The 16,798-nt window shown below is 68.8% G+C and carries 14 protein-coding genes and 1 tRNA gene; 9 read left to right on the top strand and 6 right to left on the bottom strand.

The features are described 5' to 3' along the window. The first annotated feature begins 35 nt into the window (after positions 1-35). Complete coding sequence (gene dnaE, locus LV780_RS15925; protein WP_108221178.1) at positions 36-3,527, top strand: DNA polymerase III subunit alpha; 3,492 nt, start codon at positions 36-38, stop codon at positions 3,525-3,527. A gap of 9 nt (positions 3,528-3,536) precedes the next feature. On the opposite strand, the gene LV780_RS15920 is transcribed toward dnaE, so the two are convergent. Further along, positions 3,537-3,737 (bottom strand): SlyX family protein, encoded by a 201-nt coding sequence (locus tag LV780_RS15920; RefSeq protein WP_108221179.1) that lies wholly within the window; start codon positions 3,735-3,737, stop codon positions 3,537-3,539. Between the two features lie 88 nt (positions 3,738-3,825). On the opposite strand from LV780_RS15920, the gene hisS reads away from it, so the two are divergent. Genes hisS through hisG form a run of 3 tightly spaced genes read left to right on the top strand, consistent with a single transcriptional unit; the run spans position 3,826 to position 7,114 of the window. Further along, the gene (gene hisS / locus LV780_RS15915) at positions 3,826-5,310 is read left to right on the top strand and encodes a histidine--tRNA ligase (protein ID WP_101339966.1); all 1,485 of its coding nucleotides are present in this window, start codon (positions 3,826-3,828) and stop codon (positions 5,308-5,310) included. After that, entirely contained in the window at positions 5,307-6,404 is a 1,098-nt protein-coding gene (locus LV780_RS15910; protein ID WP_108221180.1) for an ATP phosphoribosyltransferase regulatory subunit, read from the top strand. Before hisS ends, LV780_RS15910 begins: the two co-directional genes overlap by 4 nt. Then, positions 6,401-7,114: an ATP phosphoribosyltransferase gene (hisG, locus tag LV780_RS15905; protein WP_108221181.1), complete on the top strand. Its 714-nt coding sequence runs from the start codon at positions 6,401-6,403 to the stop codon at positions 7,112-7,114. The genes LV780_RS15910 and hisG overlap by 4 nt, the downstream gene beginning before the upstream one ends. Here the strand turns inward: hisG and LV780_RS15900 are convergent. Together LV780_RS15900 and LV780_RS15895 are read right to left on the bottom strand one after the other, a co-directional pair. Further along, a complete protein-coding gene (locus tag LV780_RS15900) occupies positions 7,107-7,538 on the bottom strand; it encodes a DUF1489 family protein (RefSeq protein WP_108221182.1) in 432 nt (143 codons plus the stop codon). The two genes, hisG and LV780_RS15900, sit on opposite strands and share 8 nt — an antisense overlap. 149 nt (positions 7,539-7,687) lie before the next feature. Further along, a complete protein-coding gene (locus tag LV780_RS15895; protein ID WP_181318501.1) occupies positions 7,688-8,374 on the bottom strand; it encodes an arylesterase in 687 nt (228 codons plus the stop codon). On the opposite strand from LV780_RS15895, the gene LV780_RS15890 reads away from it, so the two are divergent. The 3 genes from LV780_RS15890 to LV780_RS15880 all read left to right on the top strand — a co-directional run bounded on the left by LV780_RS15890 (position 8,373) and on the right by LV780_RS15880 (position 11,986). Further along, positions 8,373-9,062 carry an ABC transporter ATP-binding protein gene (locus tag LV780_RS15890; protein ID WP_011910832.1) on the top strand — a complete coding sequence of 230 codons (690 nt, stop codon included), beginning with the start codon at positions 8,373-8,375 and terminating at the stop codon, positions 9,060-9,062. The two genes, LV780_RS15895 and LV780_RS15890, sit on opposite strands and share 2 nt — an antisense overlap. Next, a complete protein-coding gene (locus LV780_RS15885) occupies positions 9,059-11,566 on the top strand; it encodes an ABC transporter permease (RefSeq protein WP_108221183.1) in 2,508 nt (835 codons plus the stop codon). Before LV780_RS15890 ends, LV780_RS15885 begins: the two co-directional genes overlap by 4 nt. A 66-nt stretch (positions 11,567-11,632) precedes the next feature. Then, positions 11,633-11,986, top strand: coding sequence for a hypothetical protein (locus LV780_RS15880; RefSeq protein WP_044249411.1), 354 nt, complete (start codon positions 11,633-11,635; stop codon positions 11,984-11,986). 141 nt (positions 11,987-12,127) lie between these two features. Here LV780_RS15880 and LV780_RS15875 read toward each other — a convergent pair. The 3 genes from LV780_RS15875 to LV780_RS15865 all read right to left on the bottom strand — a co-directional run bounded on the left by LV780_RS15875 (position 12,128) and on the right by LV780_RS15865 (position 13,913). Continuing rightward, positions 12,128-12,203: transfer RNA gene (locus LV780_RS15875), tRNA-Gly, on the bottom strand. A 117-nt stretch (positions 12,204-12,320) separates the two neighbouring features. Then, entirely contained in the window at positions 12,321-13,556 is a 1,236-nt protein-coding gene (locus tag LV780_RS15870; RefSeq protein ID WP_108221184.1) for a lytic murein transglycosylase, read from the bottom strand. A 147-nt stretch (positions 13,557-13,703) separates the two neighbouring features. Next, positions 13,704-13,913 carry a hypervirulence associated TUDOR domain-containing protein gene (locus LV780_RS15865; protein ID WP_108221185.1) on the bottom strand — a complete coding sequence of 70 codons (210 nt, stop codon included), beginning with the start codon at positions 13,911-13,913 and terminating at the stop codon, positions 13,704-13,706. 208 nt (positions 13,914-14,121) lie between these two features. Between LV780_RS15865 and LV780_RS15860 the strand changes: the two genes are divergently transcribed. Next, the gene (locus LV780_RS15860) at positions 14,122-15,720 is read left to right on the top strand and encodes an ABC transporter substrate-binding protein (RefSeq protein WP_108221186.1); all 1,599 of its coding nucleotides are present in this window, start codon (positions 14,122-14,124) and stop codon (positions 15,718-15,720) included. Positions 15,721-15,787: 67 nt separating this feature from the next. Then, entirely contained in the window at positions 15,788-16,795 is a 1,008-nt protein-coding gene (locus LV780_RS15855; RefSeq protein ID WP_011910840.1) for an ABC transporter permease subunit, read from the top strand. The last annotated feature ends 3 nt before the right edge of the window (positions 16,796-16,798 follow it).

The raw sequence follows: 16,798 nt of genomic DNA, 5'->3' as shown, positions 1-16,798 counted from the left end.
TTCCGGCCCGGCCCGGGTTCTGTAGGCTTCACGCCATGTCGAACGCCCCCCGATTCATCCACCTCCGCGTCCATACCGAATATTCGCTGCTGGAAGGCGCGGTGCCGGTCAAGAAGCTGATCGGCCTGTGCACCGCGGCCGCCATGCCGGCGGTGGCGGTGACGGACACCAACGCCATGTTCGCCGCGCTGGAATTCTCGGTGCTGGCAAGCGGCGCCGGGATCCAGCCCATTGTCGGCTGTCAGGTCTCGGTCGCCTATGAGACGGCGGCGCTCGGCGAGCGGGCGAAGCCGCCCGCGCCCGTCGTGCTGCTCGCCCAGAACGAAGCGGGTTACGGCAACCTGATGAAGCTCTCCTCCTGCCTCTATCTCGGCAAGGAGGGGGCGCTGCCGCAGGTGACGCTGGAGGAGCTGGAGCGGCATGCGAGCGGGCTGATCTGTCTCACCGGCGGGCCGGACGGGCCGGTGGGCCGGCATCTGCGGGAAGGGCAGCGGGCGAAGGCCGAGGCGCTGCTGGGCCGGCTTGCCGCGGTCTATCCGGGGCGGCTCTATGTCGAGTTGCAGCGCCATCCGGGCGAGGGCGGGCGGCTGACCGAGGCCGAGCGTGCGACCGAGCCCGGGCATGTGGAGCTCGCTTATGCGATGGGCCTGCCGCTGGTGGCCACCAACGACGTCTACTTCCCGAAGCCCGAAATGTATGAGGCGCATGATGCGCTGATCTGCATCGCCGAGGGTGCCTATGTCGATCAGGTGGCGCCGCGGCGGCGGCTGACGCCGCAGCATTACTTCAAGTCCGAGGCCGAGATGGTCGCGCTCTTCGCCGACCTGCCCGAAGCGGTGGAGAACACGGTCGAGATCGCGCGCCGCTGCGCGTTCAAGGCCGCAAAGCGCCCGCCGATCCTGCCGCGCTTCGCCGACGACGAGGTGGAGGAGCTGCGGCGGCAGGCGAAGGGTGGGTTGGCCGCCCGCCTCGCCGTGATCCCCCATGCGGCGCCGGTCGAGGACTATGAGGCGCGCCTTGCCTTCGAGCTTGGCATCATCGAGCAGATGGGCTTTCCGGGCTACTTCCTGATCGTGGCCGACTTCATCAAGTGGGGGAAGGCCAACGGCATCCCGGTGGGGCCGGGGCGGGGGTCGGGCGCGGGCAGCCTCGTGGCCTACGCGCTGACGATTACCGACCTGGATCCATTGCGTTACCAGCTTCTCTTCGAGCGGTTTCTGAACCCCGAGCGGGTCTCGATGCCGGACTTCGACATCGACTTCTGCATGGACCGGCGCGAGGAGGTCATCCGCTACGTCCAGGAGAAGTACGGCCGCGACAAGGTGGGGCAGATCATCACCTTCGGCGCGCTCCTGTCGAAGGCCGCCGTCCGCGACGTGGGCCGCGTCCTCCAGATGCCCTACGGGCAGGTGGACCGGCTGTCGAAGATGATCCCGGTCGAGGGGGTGAAGCCCGTCTCGATCCAGAAGGCGCTGGCCGACGAGCCGCGCCTGCGCGAGGCCGCCAAGACCGAGGAGGTGGTCAAGCGGCTGCTCGACTACGGGATGCAGGTCGAGGGGCTTCTGCGCAACGCCTCGACCCATGCCGCGGGCGTGGTGATCGGCGACCGGCCGCTCGACGAGCTGGTGCCGCTCTATCAGGACCCGCGTTCGGACATGCCGGCCACCCAGTTCAACATGAAATGGGTGGAAGCCGCGGGGCTGGTGAAGTTCGACTTCCTGGGCCTCAAGACGCTGACCGTGATCCAGAACGCGATCGACCTGATCCGCGGCACGGGGCGGCCCCTGCACATGGCGGCGGACGGGCGGGTGCTTTACGACCCGCCGCCGGGAGCCGAGAACGACATCGGGCACATTCCGCTCGAGGACAAGGCCACCTACGAGCTTTACGCCCAGGCCAAGACCGTCGCGGTGTTCCAGGTCGAAAGCTCGGGGATGATGGATGCGCTGCGGCGCATGAAGCCCACCTGCATCGAGGATATCGTGGCGCTGGTCGCGCTCTACCGTCCGGGGCCGATGGAGAACATCCCGGTCTATTGCGAGGTGAAGCACGGGCTGCGTGAGCTGGAGAGCCTGCATCCGACCATCGACCCGATCCTGAAGGAGACGCAGGGCATCATCGTCTATCAGGAACAGGTGATGCAGATCGCGCAGGTCATGGCGGGCTATACGCTGGGCGGCGCGGACCTGTTGCGCCGCGCCATGGGCAAGAAGATCGCCGAGGAGATGGCGAAGGAGCGCCCGAAGTTCATCGAGGGCGCGAAGAAGACCCACGGGATCGACACGAAGAAAGCGGGCGAAGTCTTCGACCTGCTGGAGAAATTCGCGAACTACGGCTTCAACAAGTCGCACGCCGCGGCCTATGCGGTCGTCAGCTACCAGACCGCCTGGCTGAAGGCGAACCATCCGGTCGAATTCATGGCCGCGGTGATGAACTGCGATATCCACCTGACGGACAAGCTCGCCGTCTACAAGCGCGAGGTGGACAAGCTCGGCATCCGCACCGTGGCGCCCTGCGTGAATGCCTCGCTCGCCACCTTCACGGTGCGCGACGGGGCGGTGGTCTATGCGCTCGGCGCGCTGAAGAACGTGGGCGTCGAGGCGATGCGGCTCATCGTCGAGGCCCGCGGCGACCGGCCCTTCGCCACGCTCTTCGACATGGCGCGGCGGGTCGAGCTGAAGAAGATCGGCAAGCGCCCGCTCGAGATGCTGGCGCGCGCCGGGGCCTTCGACGCGCTCGACCGCAACCGCGCGCGGGTGTTCGAGGCGCTGGACGCGCTGGTTTCCTATTCCGCCGCCATTCACGAAGCGCGAAATTCAAGCCAGGTCTCGCTCTTCGGCGAGGCGGGGGCGGACATTCCCGAGCCGCGCCTTCCCAACCGTGACGACTGGCTGCCGGTCGAGCGGCTGGCGCAGGAGCATCAGGCCATCGGCTTCTATCTTTCGGGCCATCCGCTCGACGATTACATGGGGGCGTTGAAGCGGCGGAACGTGACCACACTCGCGGCGCTGACCGATCTGGCGCAGCGGGGGCCGATGGTGGCCAAGCTCGCGGGCGCCGTCTCGTCGCGGCAGGAGAAGAAGTCGGCCAAGGGCAACCGCTTTGCCTTCGTCCAGCTCTCGGACCCGACCGGGCTTTACGAATGCACCGTCTTCTCGGACGTGCTGGAACAGGCGCGCGACCTGCTGGAACCGGGCGGCCATGTGGTGCTGACGGTCGAGGCCACGCTCGAGGGCGACAGCCTGAAGCTGCTCGCCCGTGGGGTCGCGCCCATTGATGCGGTGGCGGCCGATGCGGGCGCCATGAGCCTGCGCGTCCATCTCGACCGCGCCGAGGCCGCCGCCTCGGTGGCGGCGCTGCTCGCCCGCGCGCAGGGACGCGCCCGGGCGCCGGTGCGGATCTGCGTGCGCGACCCCTCGGGCGGGCAGGAGATCGACATCGAGCTGGGTCAGGATTTTGCCGTCTCGCCCCAGATCCGCAGCGCGCTTCGCGCCGTTCCGGGTGTCGAGATGGTCGAGGAGATCTGATCCGGGCGCTCAGTAGTGCGGCGGGCGCTGGTCGGCGAGGACGGCCACGCCGTCGGCTTCGCGCTCGGCCTCGCGTTCGAGCAGCATCTCGACGCGGCGGCGGAGCTGCGAGATCTCGCCCGCCTGCCGCGCCACCACCTCCGAAAGATCCTCGACGCTGCGCACCAGATGCGCGATCTGCACCTCGGCCGCCTCGATCCGGTCGTCCATCGCCTGTCTCCTCCTGCTTCGCCCGGCGCTTGTCCGCGGGCCGCCCATCCGATACACCGCGCGCGACGAACAGCGAAGGGTGCGATCCATGGCCAAGGACAAGGCTTCCCGCCGCCCGCGCGCGGAAACGCCCAAGGGCTTCCGCGACTATTTCGGGGCGGATGTGACCGAGCGCAAGGTGATGCTCGATGCGGTGGCCGAGGTCTATCATCGCTACGGCTTCGATCCGCTGGAAACCTCGGCGGTCGAGACGGTCGAGGCGCTCGGCAAGTTCCTGCCCGACGTGGACCGTCCGAACGAGGGCGTCTTCGGCTGGCAGGACGAGGATGGCGATTGGCTCGCGCTGCGCTACGACCTGACGGCGCCGCTCGCGCGGGTGGCGGCGCAGTTCCGCAACGACCTGCCGAGCCCCTACCGCCGCTATGCGATGGGCCCCGTCTGGCGCAACGAGAAGCCGGGGCCGGGGCGATTCCGCCAGTTCTACCAGTGCGACGCGGATACGGTGGGCTCGGCGAGCGTCGCGGCTGATGCCGAGATCTGCGCCATGCTGTCGGATGCGCTCGAGGTCGTGGGCATTCCCCGCGGCGACTATATCGTGCGGGTGAACAACCGGAAGGTCCTGAACGGGGTGATGGAGGTGGCGGGTGTGCTCGATCCCTCGGACCCGTCGAAGTTCGAGGCCGAGCGCGGCATCGTCCTGCGCGCCATCGACAAGATCGATCGGCTGGGGGAGACGGGTGTCCGGGCCCTGCTCGGGGCGGGGCGCAAGGATGACTCGGGCGACTTCACCAGGGGGGCGGGGCTCTCGGACGAACAGGCCGAGGTGGTGATGGGCTTCATGGCCGCCAAACGTGCCACCGGCGCCGAGACAGCGACGCGGCTGCGCGAGCTGGTCGGAGGCTCGACCCTCGGGCGCGAAGGCGTGCAGGAGCTCGAGACCATCGCCGAACTGCTCGACGCGCAGGGCTACGGGCCTGACCGGATCGTGGTGGACCCCTCGGTGGTGCGGGGCCTTGGCTATTACACCGGCCCCGTGTTCGAGGCCGAGCTGACCTTCGAGATCCTCGACGAGAAGGGCCGCAAGCGGCAGTTCGGCTCGGTCGCGGGCGGCGGGCGCTACGACGATCTGGTGAAGCGCTTCACCGGCCAGTCGGTGCCGGCGACCGGCGTGTCGATCGGGGTGGACCGGCTGCTCGCGGCGCTGCGCGCCAAGGGTCGGGCGGGGCAGGAGGCGCAGGGCCCGGTGGTCGTGACCGTCATGGACCGCGACCGGATGGGCGACTACATGGCGATGGTGGGCGAGCTGCGCCGCGCGGGCCTCAGGGCCGAGCTCTACCTCGGCAACCCGAAGAACTTCGGCAACCAGTTGAAATATGCCGATGCGCGGAAATCTCCGGTGGCGGTGATCCAGGGCTCGGACGAGGCGGCGCGGGATGTGGTGGTGCTGAAGGATCTCGTGCTGGGTGCGAAGATCGCCGCGGGCGCGAGCCTCGAGGAATGGAAGAGCCGCCCGGCGCAGGTCGAGGTGCCGCGGGCGGCGCTCGCGCAGGGCGTGAAGGACATGCTCTCGTGACCAAGGCTGCGGTGCGCGCGGAAGCCGAGGCGCTCTTTGCGGCCTTTCAGGCGGCGGGGGCGGTGCCGGTCGAGGCCGACATCCTGCTGCCCGCGGGCACGCTCCTCGACCTCTATGGCGAGGATATCCGGGCACGGGCCTATGTCACCTCGGACCCGCTGCGCGGCGAGATGATGCTGCGCCCCGACTTCACCGTGCCGGTGGTGCAGGCGCACATGGGCGAAGGGGCCGAACCCGCGCGCTACACCTACATGGGCGAGGTCTTCCGTCGGCAGGAACATGTCGGCCCGCGCGCGTCGGAATACATGCAGGTGGGCTTCGAGCTGTTCGACCGGGCCGAACCCGAGGCCGCCGATGCCGAGGTCTTCGCGCTGATTGCCGAGCTTCTGGCGCCGCTGGACCTTCGGGCCGCGACGGGCGACATCGGCATCCTGATGGCGGCAGTGCGCGGTCTTTCGACCACCGAGAAGCGCAAGGCGGCCCTCCTGCGTCATGTATGGCGGCCCAACCGGTTCCGCGCGCTGCTCGACCGCTTTGCAGGCCGCACGCCGGTGCCCGAGGCGCGGCTGCGCCTTCTGGACCGGCTGTCGGGGGCGGGCGCGGTGGAACTGATGGAGGCTGCGGGCCCCGCCATCGGCCTGCGCGAGCCGGGCGAGATCGAGGCTCGGGCCGCCGCGCTGGTCGAGGATGCCGCGGCCGCGCCGCTGGGGGCCGAGGAGACGGCGGTCCTTGACGACCTCCTGTCGCTCGAGGATGCGGCGCCGGCCGCGCTGGACCGGCTGGAGGGGCTTGCCCGCCGGATGCCGTCGCTGGGGCCGTCGGTCGCCCGCTTCGCGCGCCGTCTGGGCGCCCTCTCGGCGCGCGGGATCGCGGTGGAGCACCTGCCCTTCGACGCGAGCCACGGCCAGAGTTCGCTCGAATATTACGATGGCTTCGTCTTCAGCTTCCACGCCGCCGATCCGGCACTGCCGCCGGTTTCGACCGGCGGACGGTATGATGCGCTGACGGCGGTGCTGGGGCAGGGCCGATCCATCCCCGCCGTGGGTGGCGTGATCCGTCCGGGCCTCGTGGCCAGGCTGAAGGGGCTCGCATGACGCTGAAGATCGGAGTGCCGTCCAAGGGCCGGCTGATGGAAAAGACCTTCGACTGGTTCGGCACGCGCGGCGTGACGATGCGCCAGACGGGGGCCGAACGGGAATATTCCGGTGCCGTGGAGGGGATCGAGGGCGTCGAACTCGTGCTCCTCTCGGCGGGCGAGATCCCGCGCGAGCTGGGGGCGGGGCGTATCCATCTCGGGGTCACGGGGTCCGATCTCGTGCGCGAGAAGCTGGCCGACTGGCGGACGCAGGTGGCCGAGCTGGCGCCGCTCGGCTTCGGACATGCCGACCTCATCATTGCCGTGCCGTCGTTCTGGATCGACGTGGACACGCTGGACGATCTCGACGCGGTGGCGGCGGCCTTCCGGGCCACGCACGGCTTCCGCCTGCGGATCGCCACCAAGTATCATCGTCTCGTGCGCGAGTTTCTGACCGAGAATGGCGTTGCCGACTATCAACTGGTGGACAGCCAGGGCGCGACCGAGGGCACGGTGAAGAACGGCACCGCCGAGGCGATCGCGGACATCACCTCGTCGGGCGAGACCTTGCGCGCTAACAATCTGAAGATCCTGTCGGATGCGCTGATCCACAGTTCGCAGGCCGTGCTCTTTGCCTCGCGCAGGGCCCACTGGTGCGAAGCCGCGGCGCCGCTGCAGGTGCTTGGCCGCCGCCTCGGCCTGGAGCTGCCGGACCTCGTCGCTACCTGAGGCCGATGTCGGCCAGCGCCTGGGCCAGTTCCGGGGGCAGGGCCTCTTCCTTCGCCCGCCCCTTGGGCAGGTCCGCTGGCGCCTCCTCGGGCGAGAGATAGCGCCAGCCCTGGAAGGGCCGCCGCGGGGCAGGGACGGTGCGGATCACCTCGGGATCAAGCACCAGCGCGCAGCGCGCAATCCCGTCCGCGCCAGTGACGCTCTCGAGGGCCCGGATCGGCTGGCGCGCCAGCACGAGCCCCTTGAACACCCAGTAGAGCGAGCCTCCGGCCAGCACCTCGGCCTCGCGTTTGGGCCACATCCGGGTGATGTGGCGCGGATGGCCGTCGGGCCAGCGGTGGTGCTGACTTTTCTGCCAGTCGAGCAGATCTTCCACGGCCTCCGCGCCGACGCAGAGCTTCAGGATGTTCACATGGCCGGACATGGGGGGATTCTCCGTGGCAGAGGCCCGTCATATAGGTCGCCTGCGCGGCCGCTCCAAGCCGTTCGGGAGGGCGGGGAGGGGACCTTCGCTGCGCGTCCCGCCATCGTGCCTGTCCGATCCGCCGGCCGCGCGCGAGGCTTGCGGATCGCCTAGTTCCGCGCGCGTTCGACCAGCGCCTGCACCCTGGGGCCGATCTCCTCGACGATCACCGCCACGCCCTCGGTGCTGGGATGGATGCCGTCGGGCTGCATGTAACGCTGGCGCGCGTCGGGTTCGTCGAGACGGGCGGTCAGCGGCGCGAAGAAGTTGGCCTCGAGATCGGCCTCGTAGCTGCGGGCGAGGTCCGGGAAGATGGCGTCGAAGTCGCGCTTGTAGTCGGGGCCGTAGTTGCCCGGCGCCTCGAGCCCGACCAGCAGCACGGGCAGTTCGCGCGCCCTTGCCTCCTTGAGGATCGCCTCAAGGTTCGAGCGGCTGAGCCCGGGGTCGAGTCCGCGCAGCATGTCATTGCCGCCGAGGTTCACGATCATGGCATCGACCTCGGGGGTCAGGCTCCAGCCCAGCCGCGCGAGCCCCCCCGCCGTCGTGTCGCCCGAGACGCCCGCATTCACCACCTCGACGGCCTGGCCGTGGTCCCGCAGCCATTGCTGCAACTGCGGAACGAAGCCCTCTCCTTCCGGCAGTCCGTAGCCGGCGGTCAGGCTGTCGCCCAGGGCCAGCACCGTGACGTCCTCGGCGGCCAGCGACGGCATGGCCGAGAAGACAAGGGCCAGCGACATGTTGCGCATCGCGCGAAGCGCGCCATATCGGGGACTGAGGTTGAGAGAGGCGAGGTGCATGAGCGAGACGATCCTTGCGCTGAGGGACGCGCGGCTGACGTTGGCAGGGAATGCGGGGCCGGTCGAGATCCTGAAGGGGATCGACCTGGACATCCGGCGCGGCGAGACGCTGGGTCTTGTGGGGCCTTCGGGGTCGGGCAAGTCGTCTCTCCTGATGCTGATGGGCGGGCTGGAACGCGCCACCGGCGGCTCGGTCATGGCCTTGGGCCAGGATCTGACGGCGATGGACGAGGACCAGCTCGCGCGGTTCCGCCGGGGGAATATGGGGGTGGTCTTCCAGTCTTTCCACCTTATCCCCACCATGACGGCGCTGGAAAATGTGGCGGTGCCGCTGGAGCTTGCGGGCGTGCGCGACGCTTTCGAACGGGCCGAGGCCGAGTTGCGCGCGGTGGGGCTGGGTCGGCGGATGGATCACTATCCCTCGCAGATGTCGGGGGGCGAGCAGCAGCGGGTGGCGCTCGCCCGCGCGGCGGCTCCGCGGCCCGCGATCCTTCTGGCCGACGAGCCGACGGGCAACCTCGACGGGGTGAACGGGGCCGCGATCATGGATCTGCTCTTCGGGCTGCGTGACCGGCACGGGGCGACGCTCGTGCTCGTGACCCACGCGCCGGAGCTTGCCGCGCGCTGTGACCGGGTGGTGCGGCTGGCCGACGGGCTGGTCGCGGGCGAGGAGCGCAAGGCGGCATGAGGAACGCGGCACGGATCGCGCGGCGCGAGTTGCGCGGCGGCCTTCGCGGCTTCCGCGTCTTTCTCGCCTGCCTCACGCTGGGCGTGGCCGCCATCGCGGCGGTGGGGCTGGTTCGGTCGGCCATCGAGGCCGGCCTTACCGATCAGGGCGCGGTGCTGCTGGGCGGCGACGCGCAGATGGAGTTCACCTACCGCTTCGCCACATCCGAAGAGCGCGCCTGGATGGATGAGCGGGCCGAGCGCGTCTCGGAGGTGGTCGAATTCCGCTCGATGGCCGTCGTGGGCGAAGAGCGCGCCCTGACGCAGGTCAAGGGCGTCGATGATCTCTACCCGCTGGTGGGAGAGGTGGAACTCGATCCGCCGTTCCCGCTCGAGGAGGCGCTGGCCCGCCGCGGTCTGCCCGGCGCGGTCATGGACCGGGTTCTGGCGGACCGGCTCGGGATCGGCATCGGCGAAAGCTTCCGGCTCGGCAACCAGAACTTCCGGCTCGGCGCCGTTCTGGTGCGCGAGCCCGACAGCATCACCGGAGGCTTTGCCTTCGGCCCGCGCACGCTCGTGCACAGTTCGGCCCTGGGGGCGTCGGGGCTGCTCGGCCCCGGCACGCTCTACGAGACGGAATACCGGCTCGACCTGCCGGCCGGGACCGATCTGGCAGCGGCGCAGGCCGAGGCCGAGGCGGCCTTCCGCGACAAGGGGATGCGCTGGTCGGACAGCCGCCGCGCGAGCCCCGGCGTCGAGCGGTTCGTGGACCGGACCGGATCCTTCCTGGTCCTCGTCGGGCTGGCCGGTCTTGCGGTGGGGGGCGTCGGCATCTCGGCGGCCGTGCGGGCCTATCTCGAGGGCAAGATCGCCACGATCGCAACGCTGCGGACCCTGGGCGCCGAGGGCAGCACGATCTTCCTGGCCTATCTGCTGCAGATCGGCGTGCTGACCGCGCTTGGCGTGGCGGCGGGCCTGCTGCTCGGGATTCTCCTGCCTCTGGCGGCCTCGCCCTTCATCGTGGCCTCGCTGCCTTTCCCGATCGCCTTCGGCATCTACCCCGCGCCGCTGGCCGAGGCGGCCTTCTACGGCATCCTGACCGCGCTGCTCTTCACGCTCTGGCCGCTGGCGCGCACCGAGGGTGTCCGTGCCGCCGCCCTCTACCGCGGCACCGGGGGCGGAGGGCGCCCGCGGTGGCCGTGGCTGCTGGCCACGGGCGCGGTGGCGGCGCTGCTCGTGGGGGGCGCGGTGGCCTTCTCGGGCACGGCGCTTCTCGCGCTCGGATCGGCGGGCGGAATTGCAGGGGCGCTGGCGGTGCTGGCGCTGGCCGCGCTTGCGCTGCGTCGCGCCGCACGGCGGGCCGCGCGCTCGCGCCTTGCCCGCGGGCGCACGGCGCTGCGTCTTGCGCTCTCCTCGATCGGCGGACCGCGGGAAGAGGCGGCGTCCGTCATCCTGTCGCTCGGCCTCGGCCTCTCGGTGCTGGCCGCCGTGGGCCAGATCGACGCCAACCTCCGCTCGGCGATTTCGCGCGACCTGCCCGAGCGCGCGCCGTCCTACTTCTTCGTGGACATCCAGCAGGACCAGATCGACGGCTTCCTCGGCCGGCTTGAGGCCGACGCCGAGGTGAGCCGCGTCGATGCGGCGCCCATGCTGCGGGGCGTCCTCACCCGGATCAATGGCACGCCCGCGCGCGAGGTGGCGGGCGAGCACTGGGTCGTGCGGGGGGACCGCGGCATCTCTTACGCCGCCCGACCCGACGAGACCGCGCGGGTGGTGGCGGGCACCTTCTGGCCCGAGGATTATCAGGGGCCGCCGCAGGTGTCCTTTGCCGCTGAAGAGGCCGCCGAGATCGGCCTCAAGCTCGGAGACCGGCTGACCGTCAACATCCTGGGCCGCGACATCGAGGCCGAGATCACATCCCTGCGCGAGGTGGATTTCTCGTCGGCCGGCATGGGGTTCGTGATGGTGATGAACCCGGCCGCCCTTCAGGGCGCGCCCCACACCTTCATCGCCACCGTCTATGCCGAGCCGCAGGCCGAGGGCCGCATCCTTCGGGAGCTGGCCTCGGACTATCCCAACATCACCGCCATCCGCGTCAAGGATGCGATCGACCGGGTGAGCGAGGCGCTCTCGGCCATCGCCACGGCGACGGCCTGGGCCGCGGCGGCGACGCTGGTGACGGGCCTTGTGGTGCTGATCGGCGCCGCTGCGGCGGGCGAGCGCGGGCGGATCTACGAGGCGGCCGTGCTGAAGACGCTCGGGGCCACGCGGGGCCGGATCCTCGCGAGCTTCGCGCTGCGCTCGGGGCTTCTGGGGGCGGCGGCGGGACTTGTGGCCATCCTCGCCGGAGGTCTGGCCGGATGGGCCGTGATGACCTTCGTCATGCAGGCCAGCTATCGGTTCGAGCCCGTCTCGGCGCTGGCCATCGTCGCCGGCGGCGTGGTCGCCACGCTGCTCGCGGGCCTTGGCTTTGCGTTGCGCCCGCTGCGGGCGCGGCCTGCGCAAGTTCTCCGTTCATCGGAGTGAGATAGCGGGAACCATTTCCCTTCCTGTGCGTTGTCAGGTGTTTCCTTGGGGGGAGACTTTGGGGTGATGGTCAAGATGAAAGACAAGAGTATCGATCTTACACCGCCGCCGGAGGTCGCTTCGGTGGCGGAGAAGGGGCTCGAACTCCGCCGGAAGTACAAGCGGGGGGGCACCAATGTGGGTGTCGCACGGGCGCGCGATCTGAAGGGGCGCAAGTCGCTGTCCCCTCAGACGATCAAGCGGATGGTGAACTTCTTCGACCGGCAGGAAGTGCACAAGCAGGACGAGAACTTCGGCAACGAGGAGGATCCGTCGCCGGAATATGTCGGCTGGTTGCTGTGGGGGGGCGATCCGGGCCGCGAGTGGGCGCAACGGAAAAAGGCCGAGCTTGTGGATTCCGCCGGCAAGGTGAAGAACTGATCCGGCGCGCGCGATCTTCGCGTGTGCACGACGCCCATCATCGCGACGCTCGGGGCGCTGGCACTGCTGGCGCCTCTTGCATTTGGCCCATGACAAGGCCGCAGGTCTATGGGCTTGGCCCGACACTGAATCAAGGGGGCTTGGAGCGGACGACGAGGTTCGAACTCGCGACATCCTGCTTGGAAGGCAGGTGCTCTACCAACTGAGCTACGTCCGCATGATGAAGGGGTGGCAGAGCGCCACCGGCTTCACCCGGTGCTCATACCGCAGTCTTCGCCCGCGTTCAAGGGTTCCGGCCTCGTGCCATGCCCGTGAGGTCGAGGCCGGATGCGGGTCAGCCCCCCAGTCTGCGAAGCAGGCCGAGCGAGGGCTGCCCCGTTACGGGCAGGCCGTTGGCCGCCTCGTAGGCGGAAATCGCACCCTGGCTTCTGGAGCCGATCACCCCGTCCGTCCCGCCGGTGTCGTATCCCGCGGCGGTCAGACGGCGCTGAAGCTCCTGGCGGTCCCGCATGGTCATGCCGCGGGCATCGGGCGGGAAGCTGCCCCGGATCGGGGGACGGCCGCGCAGGCGGTCCGAGAGATGGCCGACCCCGATGACGTAATTCTCGGCGTTGTTGTAGCGCGTGATGACGGTGAAGTTGCGGAACACCATGAAGGCCGGACCCGCGAGGCCCATCGGGATCAGGATCGAGGCGGGGCCGTGGTCCGGCACGGCCCGCCCGTCCATGTCGCGCACCCCGAGGCTCGCCCAGGCCGAGGGGCTGCGGGTCGTGCCGCGCCCGGCCAGGCCGGGATTGAAGCCCGCAGGCGGTTGCACCTCGACGCCCCAGGGCTGGCCCCGCTGCCATCCCGAGCGCGAGAGATAGGCCGCGGCCGAGGCCAGCGCGTCGGTCGGATCGTCCGACCAGATGTCGCGCCGGCCGTCTCCGTCGAAATCCACCGCATAGGCGAGGTAGGAGGTGGGGATGAACTGGGTGTGGCCCATCGCGCCGGCCCAGCTGCCGGTCAGGTGCGCCGGATCGGTGTCGCCCGCCTGCACGATCTTGAGGGCTGCGATCAGCTGGCTCTCGAAGAAGGCGCCCCGGCGGCCGTCGAAGGCCAGGGTGGAGAGCGCCGAGATGACAGGCACATCGCCGCGGCGCTCGCCGTAGCGGCTTTCGAGGCCCCAGACCGCCGTCACGACCTCGGCCTCGACGCCGTAGCGGGCTTCGATGCGCGACAGCACGGCCGCGTGGCGGGCAAGGGCCGCCCGGCCCAGGGCGATCCGCTCGTCGGAGGCGGCGATGGCCAGATAATCTTCGGTCGTCCGCGTGAACTCGGTCTGGTTGCGGTCGCGTTCGATGACCTGCGGCAGGAAGCCCGCGCCGCGAAAGGCGCGGTCGAACGTGTCCGGGGCGATGCCGGCGCCGAGCGCCCGCGGCCGGAAGCCCGCCACCCATGCGTCCCATGCCGGGTTCGGCACCGCGCGCATGGCGGGCTCCGGAGCGGGGGAGAGACCCACGCCGCCGCCGCAACCCGCCAAGCCCGCCGCCAGAAGCCCGAGCATCATCATCCGCCGCGTTGCCTGCATCCCGCTCTCCTGTGATCTTGTTGGTTCTGCCTCGGCTCCCGAGCCTATCCGAAACCGCAAGGGCCGCAAATCGCTTCGGCGAGCGGTTGCCGAAGGGCGGGTGCTTGGTCGCAGGCCAGATGTCGCCCCAAAGACCCGCGAGCGTTGCTACTTCTTGCGGAGGGCTTGGGGCTTGTGGGCGGCCTTCGCGCCGGTCTTGTCGCTCTGAACCACATACTGCGGATCGTCGGGCGACGCCGAGACCTTGTGTCCCTTGATCTTGGTGTCGCGGGTCTGCTTCTTCACGATCCGGCCCTCGGTCTCCCCCTGGCTCGTGTTCCAGGCTACCTTGTCGCCCTGCCTGAGTTCCTTCGCCATCACCCTCTTCCTTGCGGACCTGCGGCGGACCGTCGCTGCCCGCTTTGCGGAACGCAAATAGTCAATGCAGGTTCCCATTTTGCCGCGGAGCCGCTACGTCATGCTTGAGAATCGGCCTTGCAAACGTTCTCACGACGGCATTTGATCCGCTCCGAGGCGCCGCTCGTTCGCAAGAAGACGGCACTTCCAACATGATGGAGGTTCACCCATGAGATTCGCTCATCTGCTGGCCGCGTCGTCGCTGGCCCTGATGGCTGCTGCCGGAGCCCACGCCAAGACGCTGGTCTATTGCTCGGAAGGTTCGCCGGAGGGCTTCGACGCCGCACCCTACACGTCCGGCACCACCTTCGACGCCGCGAGTCAGACCGTTTACAACCAGCTGGTCGAGTTCAAGCCGGGCACGACCGAGATCGCCCCGGGGCTTGCCGAAAGCTATGAGATCTCGGACGACGGGCTGGAATACACCTTCCGCCTGCGTCCGGGCGTCAAGTTCCACACCACCGACTTCTTCACGCCCACGCGCGACCTGAACGCCGATGACGTGATCTTCTCGTTCCTGCGCCAGGGCGATGAGGAAAACCCGTGGCACCAGTATGTGACCGGGATCACCTACGAATATTACAGCGGCATGGAAATGCCGACCGTGATCAAGGAGATCCAGAAGGTCGATGACCTGACGGTGAAGTTCGTCCTGACCCGTCCCGAGGCGCCCTTCCTCGCGAACCTCGCGATGGACTTCGCCTCGATCCTGTCGAAGGAATATGCCGACAAGCTCGAGGCCGAGAACCGCAAGGAAGACCTCAACAACGCCCCCGTCGGCACCGGCCCGTTCAAGTTCGTGGCCTACCAGAAGGACGCGGTGATCCGCTACCAGGCCCATGACGACTACTGGGCCGGCCGCGAGAAGATCGACGACCTGATCTTCGCCATCACCCCCGACCCGGCGGTGCGCATGCAGAAGCTGCAGGCCGGCGAATGCCACATCATGCCCTATCCGGCGCCCGCCGACATCGAGGCGCTGAAGGCCGACCCGAACCTGCAGGTGATGGAGCAGCCGGGCCTGAACGTGGCCTATCTCGCCTACAACACCACCATCGCGCCCTTCGACAACCCCGATGTGCGGCGCGCGCTCAACATGGCGCTGAACAAGGAGGCTGTCCTTGACGCCGTGTTCCAGGGCACGGGGCAGGTGGCCAAGAACCCGATCCCGCCGACCATGTGGAGCTACAACGACGCGGTCGAGGAGAACCCCTACGATCCCGAGGCCGCCAAGGCGCTTCTGGCCGAGGCCGGGGTCTCGGATCTCTCGATGGAGATCTGGGCCATGCCGGTGCAGCGGCCCTACATGCCGAACGCGCGCCGCACGGCCGAGCTGATGCAGGAAGACCTGGCCAAGATCGGCGTCAACGTCGAGATCGTCTCGTACGAGTGGGGCGAGTATCTGAAGAAATCGACCGACCCGGCCCGCAAGGGCGCGGTGATCCTCGGCTGGACGGGCGACAACGGCGACCCGGACAACTTCCTCGGCGTGCTTCTGGGCTGCGCGGCCACCGGCGACGGCGGCGCGAACCGGGCCCAGTGGTGCAACAAGGAGTTCGACGACCTGATCCAGAAGGCGAAGGTCACGGCGGATCAGGACGAGCGCGCCAAACTCTACGAAGAGGCGCAACTCGTCTTCAAGCGCGAGAACCCCTGGGCCACCATCGCCCATTCGACGGTCTTCATGCCGATGTCGAAGAAGGTCTCGGGCTATGTGATGAACCCGCTGGGCAAACACGGCTTCTCGGGCGTCGATATCGAAGAGTGAAACGGCTAAAGTAACGGGCAGGCGCGTCGGGAGGATCCCGGCGCGCCTCTCATCATTCAGGGTTCAGATGATCAGATTCCTCATCGGCAAGCTTGCCTATCTGATACCGACCTTCATCGGCATCACCATCGTGGCCTTCGGCTTCGTGCGGCTGTTGCCGGGCGATCCGGTGCTGCTGATGGCGGGCGAGCGTGGCATCACGCCCGAGCGTCATGCGCAGCTCTCGGCCCAGCTCGGCTTCGACCGCCCGATCTGGGTCCAGTATTTCGACTTTCTGGGAAATCTCTTCCAGGGCGACTTCGGCCTGTCGCTGACCACCAAGAAGCCGGTCCTGACCGAGTTCCTGACGCTCTTCCCGGCGACGGTCGAGCTTGGGCTTGTGGCGGTCACGCTGGCCACGCTGATCGGCATTCCGCTGGGCGTCTTCGCCGCGATCAAGCGGGGCAGCTGGTTCGACCAGATCTCGATGGGAACGGCGCTGGTGGGCTATTCCATGCCGATCTTCTGGTGGGGCCTGCTGCTCATCATCTTCTTCTCGGGCATCCTGCGCTGGACGCCGGTCTCGGGGCGGATCGACCTGCTCTACTACTTCCCGAACGGCACGGGCTTCATGCTCTACGATTCGCTCGTTTCGGGGCAGAAGGGCGCCTTCACTTCGGCGGTGCGCCACCTGATCCTGCCGGCGATCGTGCTGGCGACGATCCCGATGGCGGTCATCGCGCGCCAGTCGCGCTCGGCCATGCTCGAGGTGCTGGGCGAGGACTATGTCCGCACCGCGCGCGCCAAGGGCATGAGCCCGTTCCGCGTGATCTCGGTCCATGCGCTGAGGAACGCGCTGATCCCGGTTGTCACGACGATCGGCCTGCAGGTGGGCGTGGTGATGGCCGGCGCCATCCTGACCGAGACGATCTTCTCCTGGCCCGGCATCGGCAAGTGGATGATCGATTCCATCTCGCGCCGCGACTATCCGTCGGTGCAGGGGGGCCTCCTGCTCATGGCGGGCGTCGTGATGGTGGTGAACCTGATCGTCGATCTGCTCTACGGGGTGATCAACCCCCGCATCCGTCATTCGTGAGGG

This window comes from Cereibacter azotoformans (genome assembly GCF_021391315.1).
Taxonomy (GTDB): domain Bacteria; phylum Pseudomonadota; class Alphaproteobacteria; order Rhodobacterales; family Rhodobacteraceae; genus Cereibacter_A; species Cereibacter_A azotoformans.
The sequence above is the reverse complement of the archived record's forward strand: the minus strand, read 5'-3'. Positions and strand labels throughout refer to the sequence as shown.

What these genes read in the sequence shown, in the direction of transcription:
- hisG (WP_108221181.1), top strand. Translation starts at nt 6,401, where the DNA reads ATGACGCTGAAGATCGGAGTGCCGTCCAAGGGCCGGCTGATGGAAAAG.
- LV780_RS15865 (WP_108221185.1), bottom strand. Translation starts at nt 13,913, where the DNA reads ATGGCGAAGGAACTCAGGCAGGGCGACAAGGTAGCCTGGAACACGAGC.
- LV780_RS15885 (WP_108221183.1), top strand. Translation starts at nt 9,059, where the DNA reads ATGAGGAACGCGGCACGGATCGCGCGGCGCGAGTTGCGCGGCGGCCTT.
- dnaE (WP_108221178.1), top strand. Translation starts at nt 36, where the DNA reads ATGTCGAACGCCCCCCGATTCATCCACCTCCGCGTCCATACCGAATAT.
- LV780_RS15900 (WP_108221182.1), bottom strand. Translation starts at nt 7,538, where the DNA reads ATGTCCGGCCATGTGAACATCCTGAAGCTCTGCGTCGGCGCGGAGGCC.
- LV780_RS15880 (WP_044249411.1), top strand. Translation starts at nt 11,633, where the DNA reads ATGGTCAAGATGAAAGACAAGAGTATCGATCTTACACCGCCGCCGGAG.
- LV780_RS15870 (WP_108221184.1), bottom strand. Translation starts at nt 13,556, where the DNA reads ATGCAGGCAACGCGGCGGATGATGATGCTCGGGCTTCTGGCGGCGGGC.
- LV780_RS15895 (WP_181318501.1), bottom strand. Translation starts at nt 8,374, where the DNA reads ATGCACCTCGCCTCTCTCAACCTCAGTCCCCGATATGGCGCGCTTCGC.
- LV780_RS15855 (WP_011910840.1), top strand. Translation starts at nt 15,788, where the DNA reads ATGATCAGATTCCTCATCGGCAAGCTTGCCTATCTGATACCGACCTTC.
- LV780_RS15920 (WP_108221179.1), bottom strand. Translation starts at nt 3,737, where the DNA reads ATGGACGACCGGATCGAGGCGGCCGAGGTGCAGATCGCGCATCTGGTG.
- hisS (WP_101339966.1), top strand. Translation starts at nt 3,826, where the DNA reads ATGGCCAAGGACAAGGCTTCCCGCCGCCCGCGCGCGGAAACGCCCAAG.
- LV780_RS15860 (WP_108221186.1), top strand. Translation starts at nt 14,122, where the DNA reads ATGAGATTCGCTCATCTGCTGGCCGCGTCGTCGCTGGCCCTGATGGCT.
- LV780_RS15890 (WP_011910832.1), top strand. Translation starts at nt 8,373, where the DNA reads ATGAGCGAGACGATCCTTGCGCTGAGGGACGCGCGGCTGACGTTGGCA.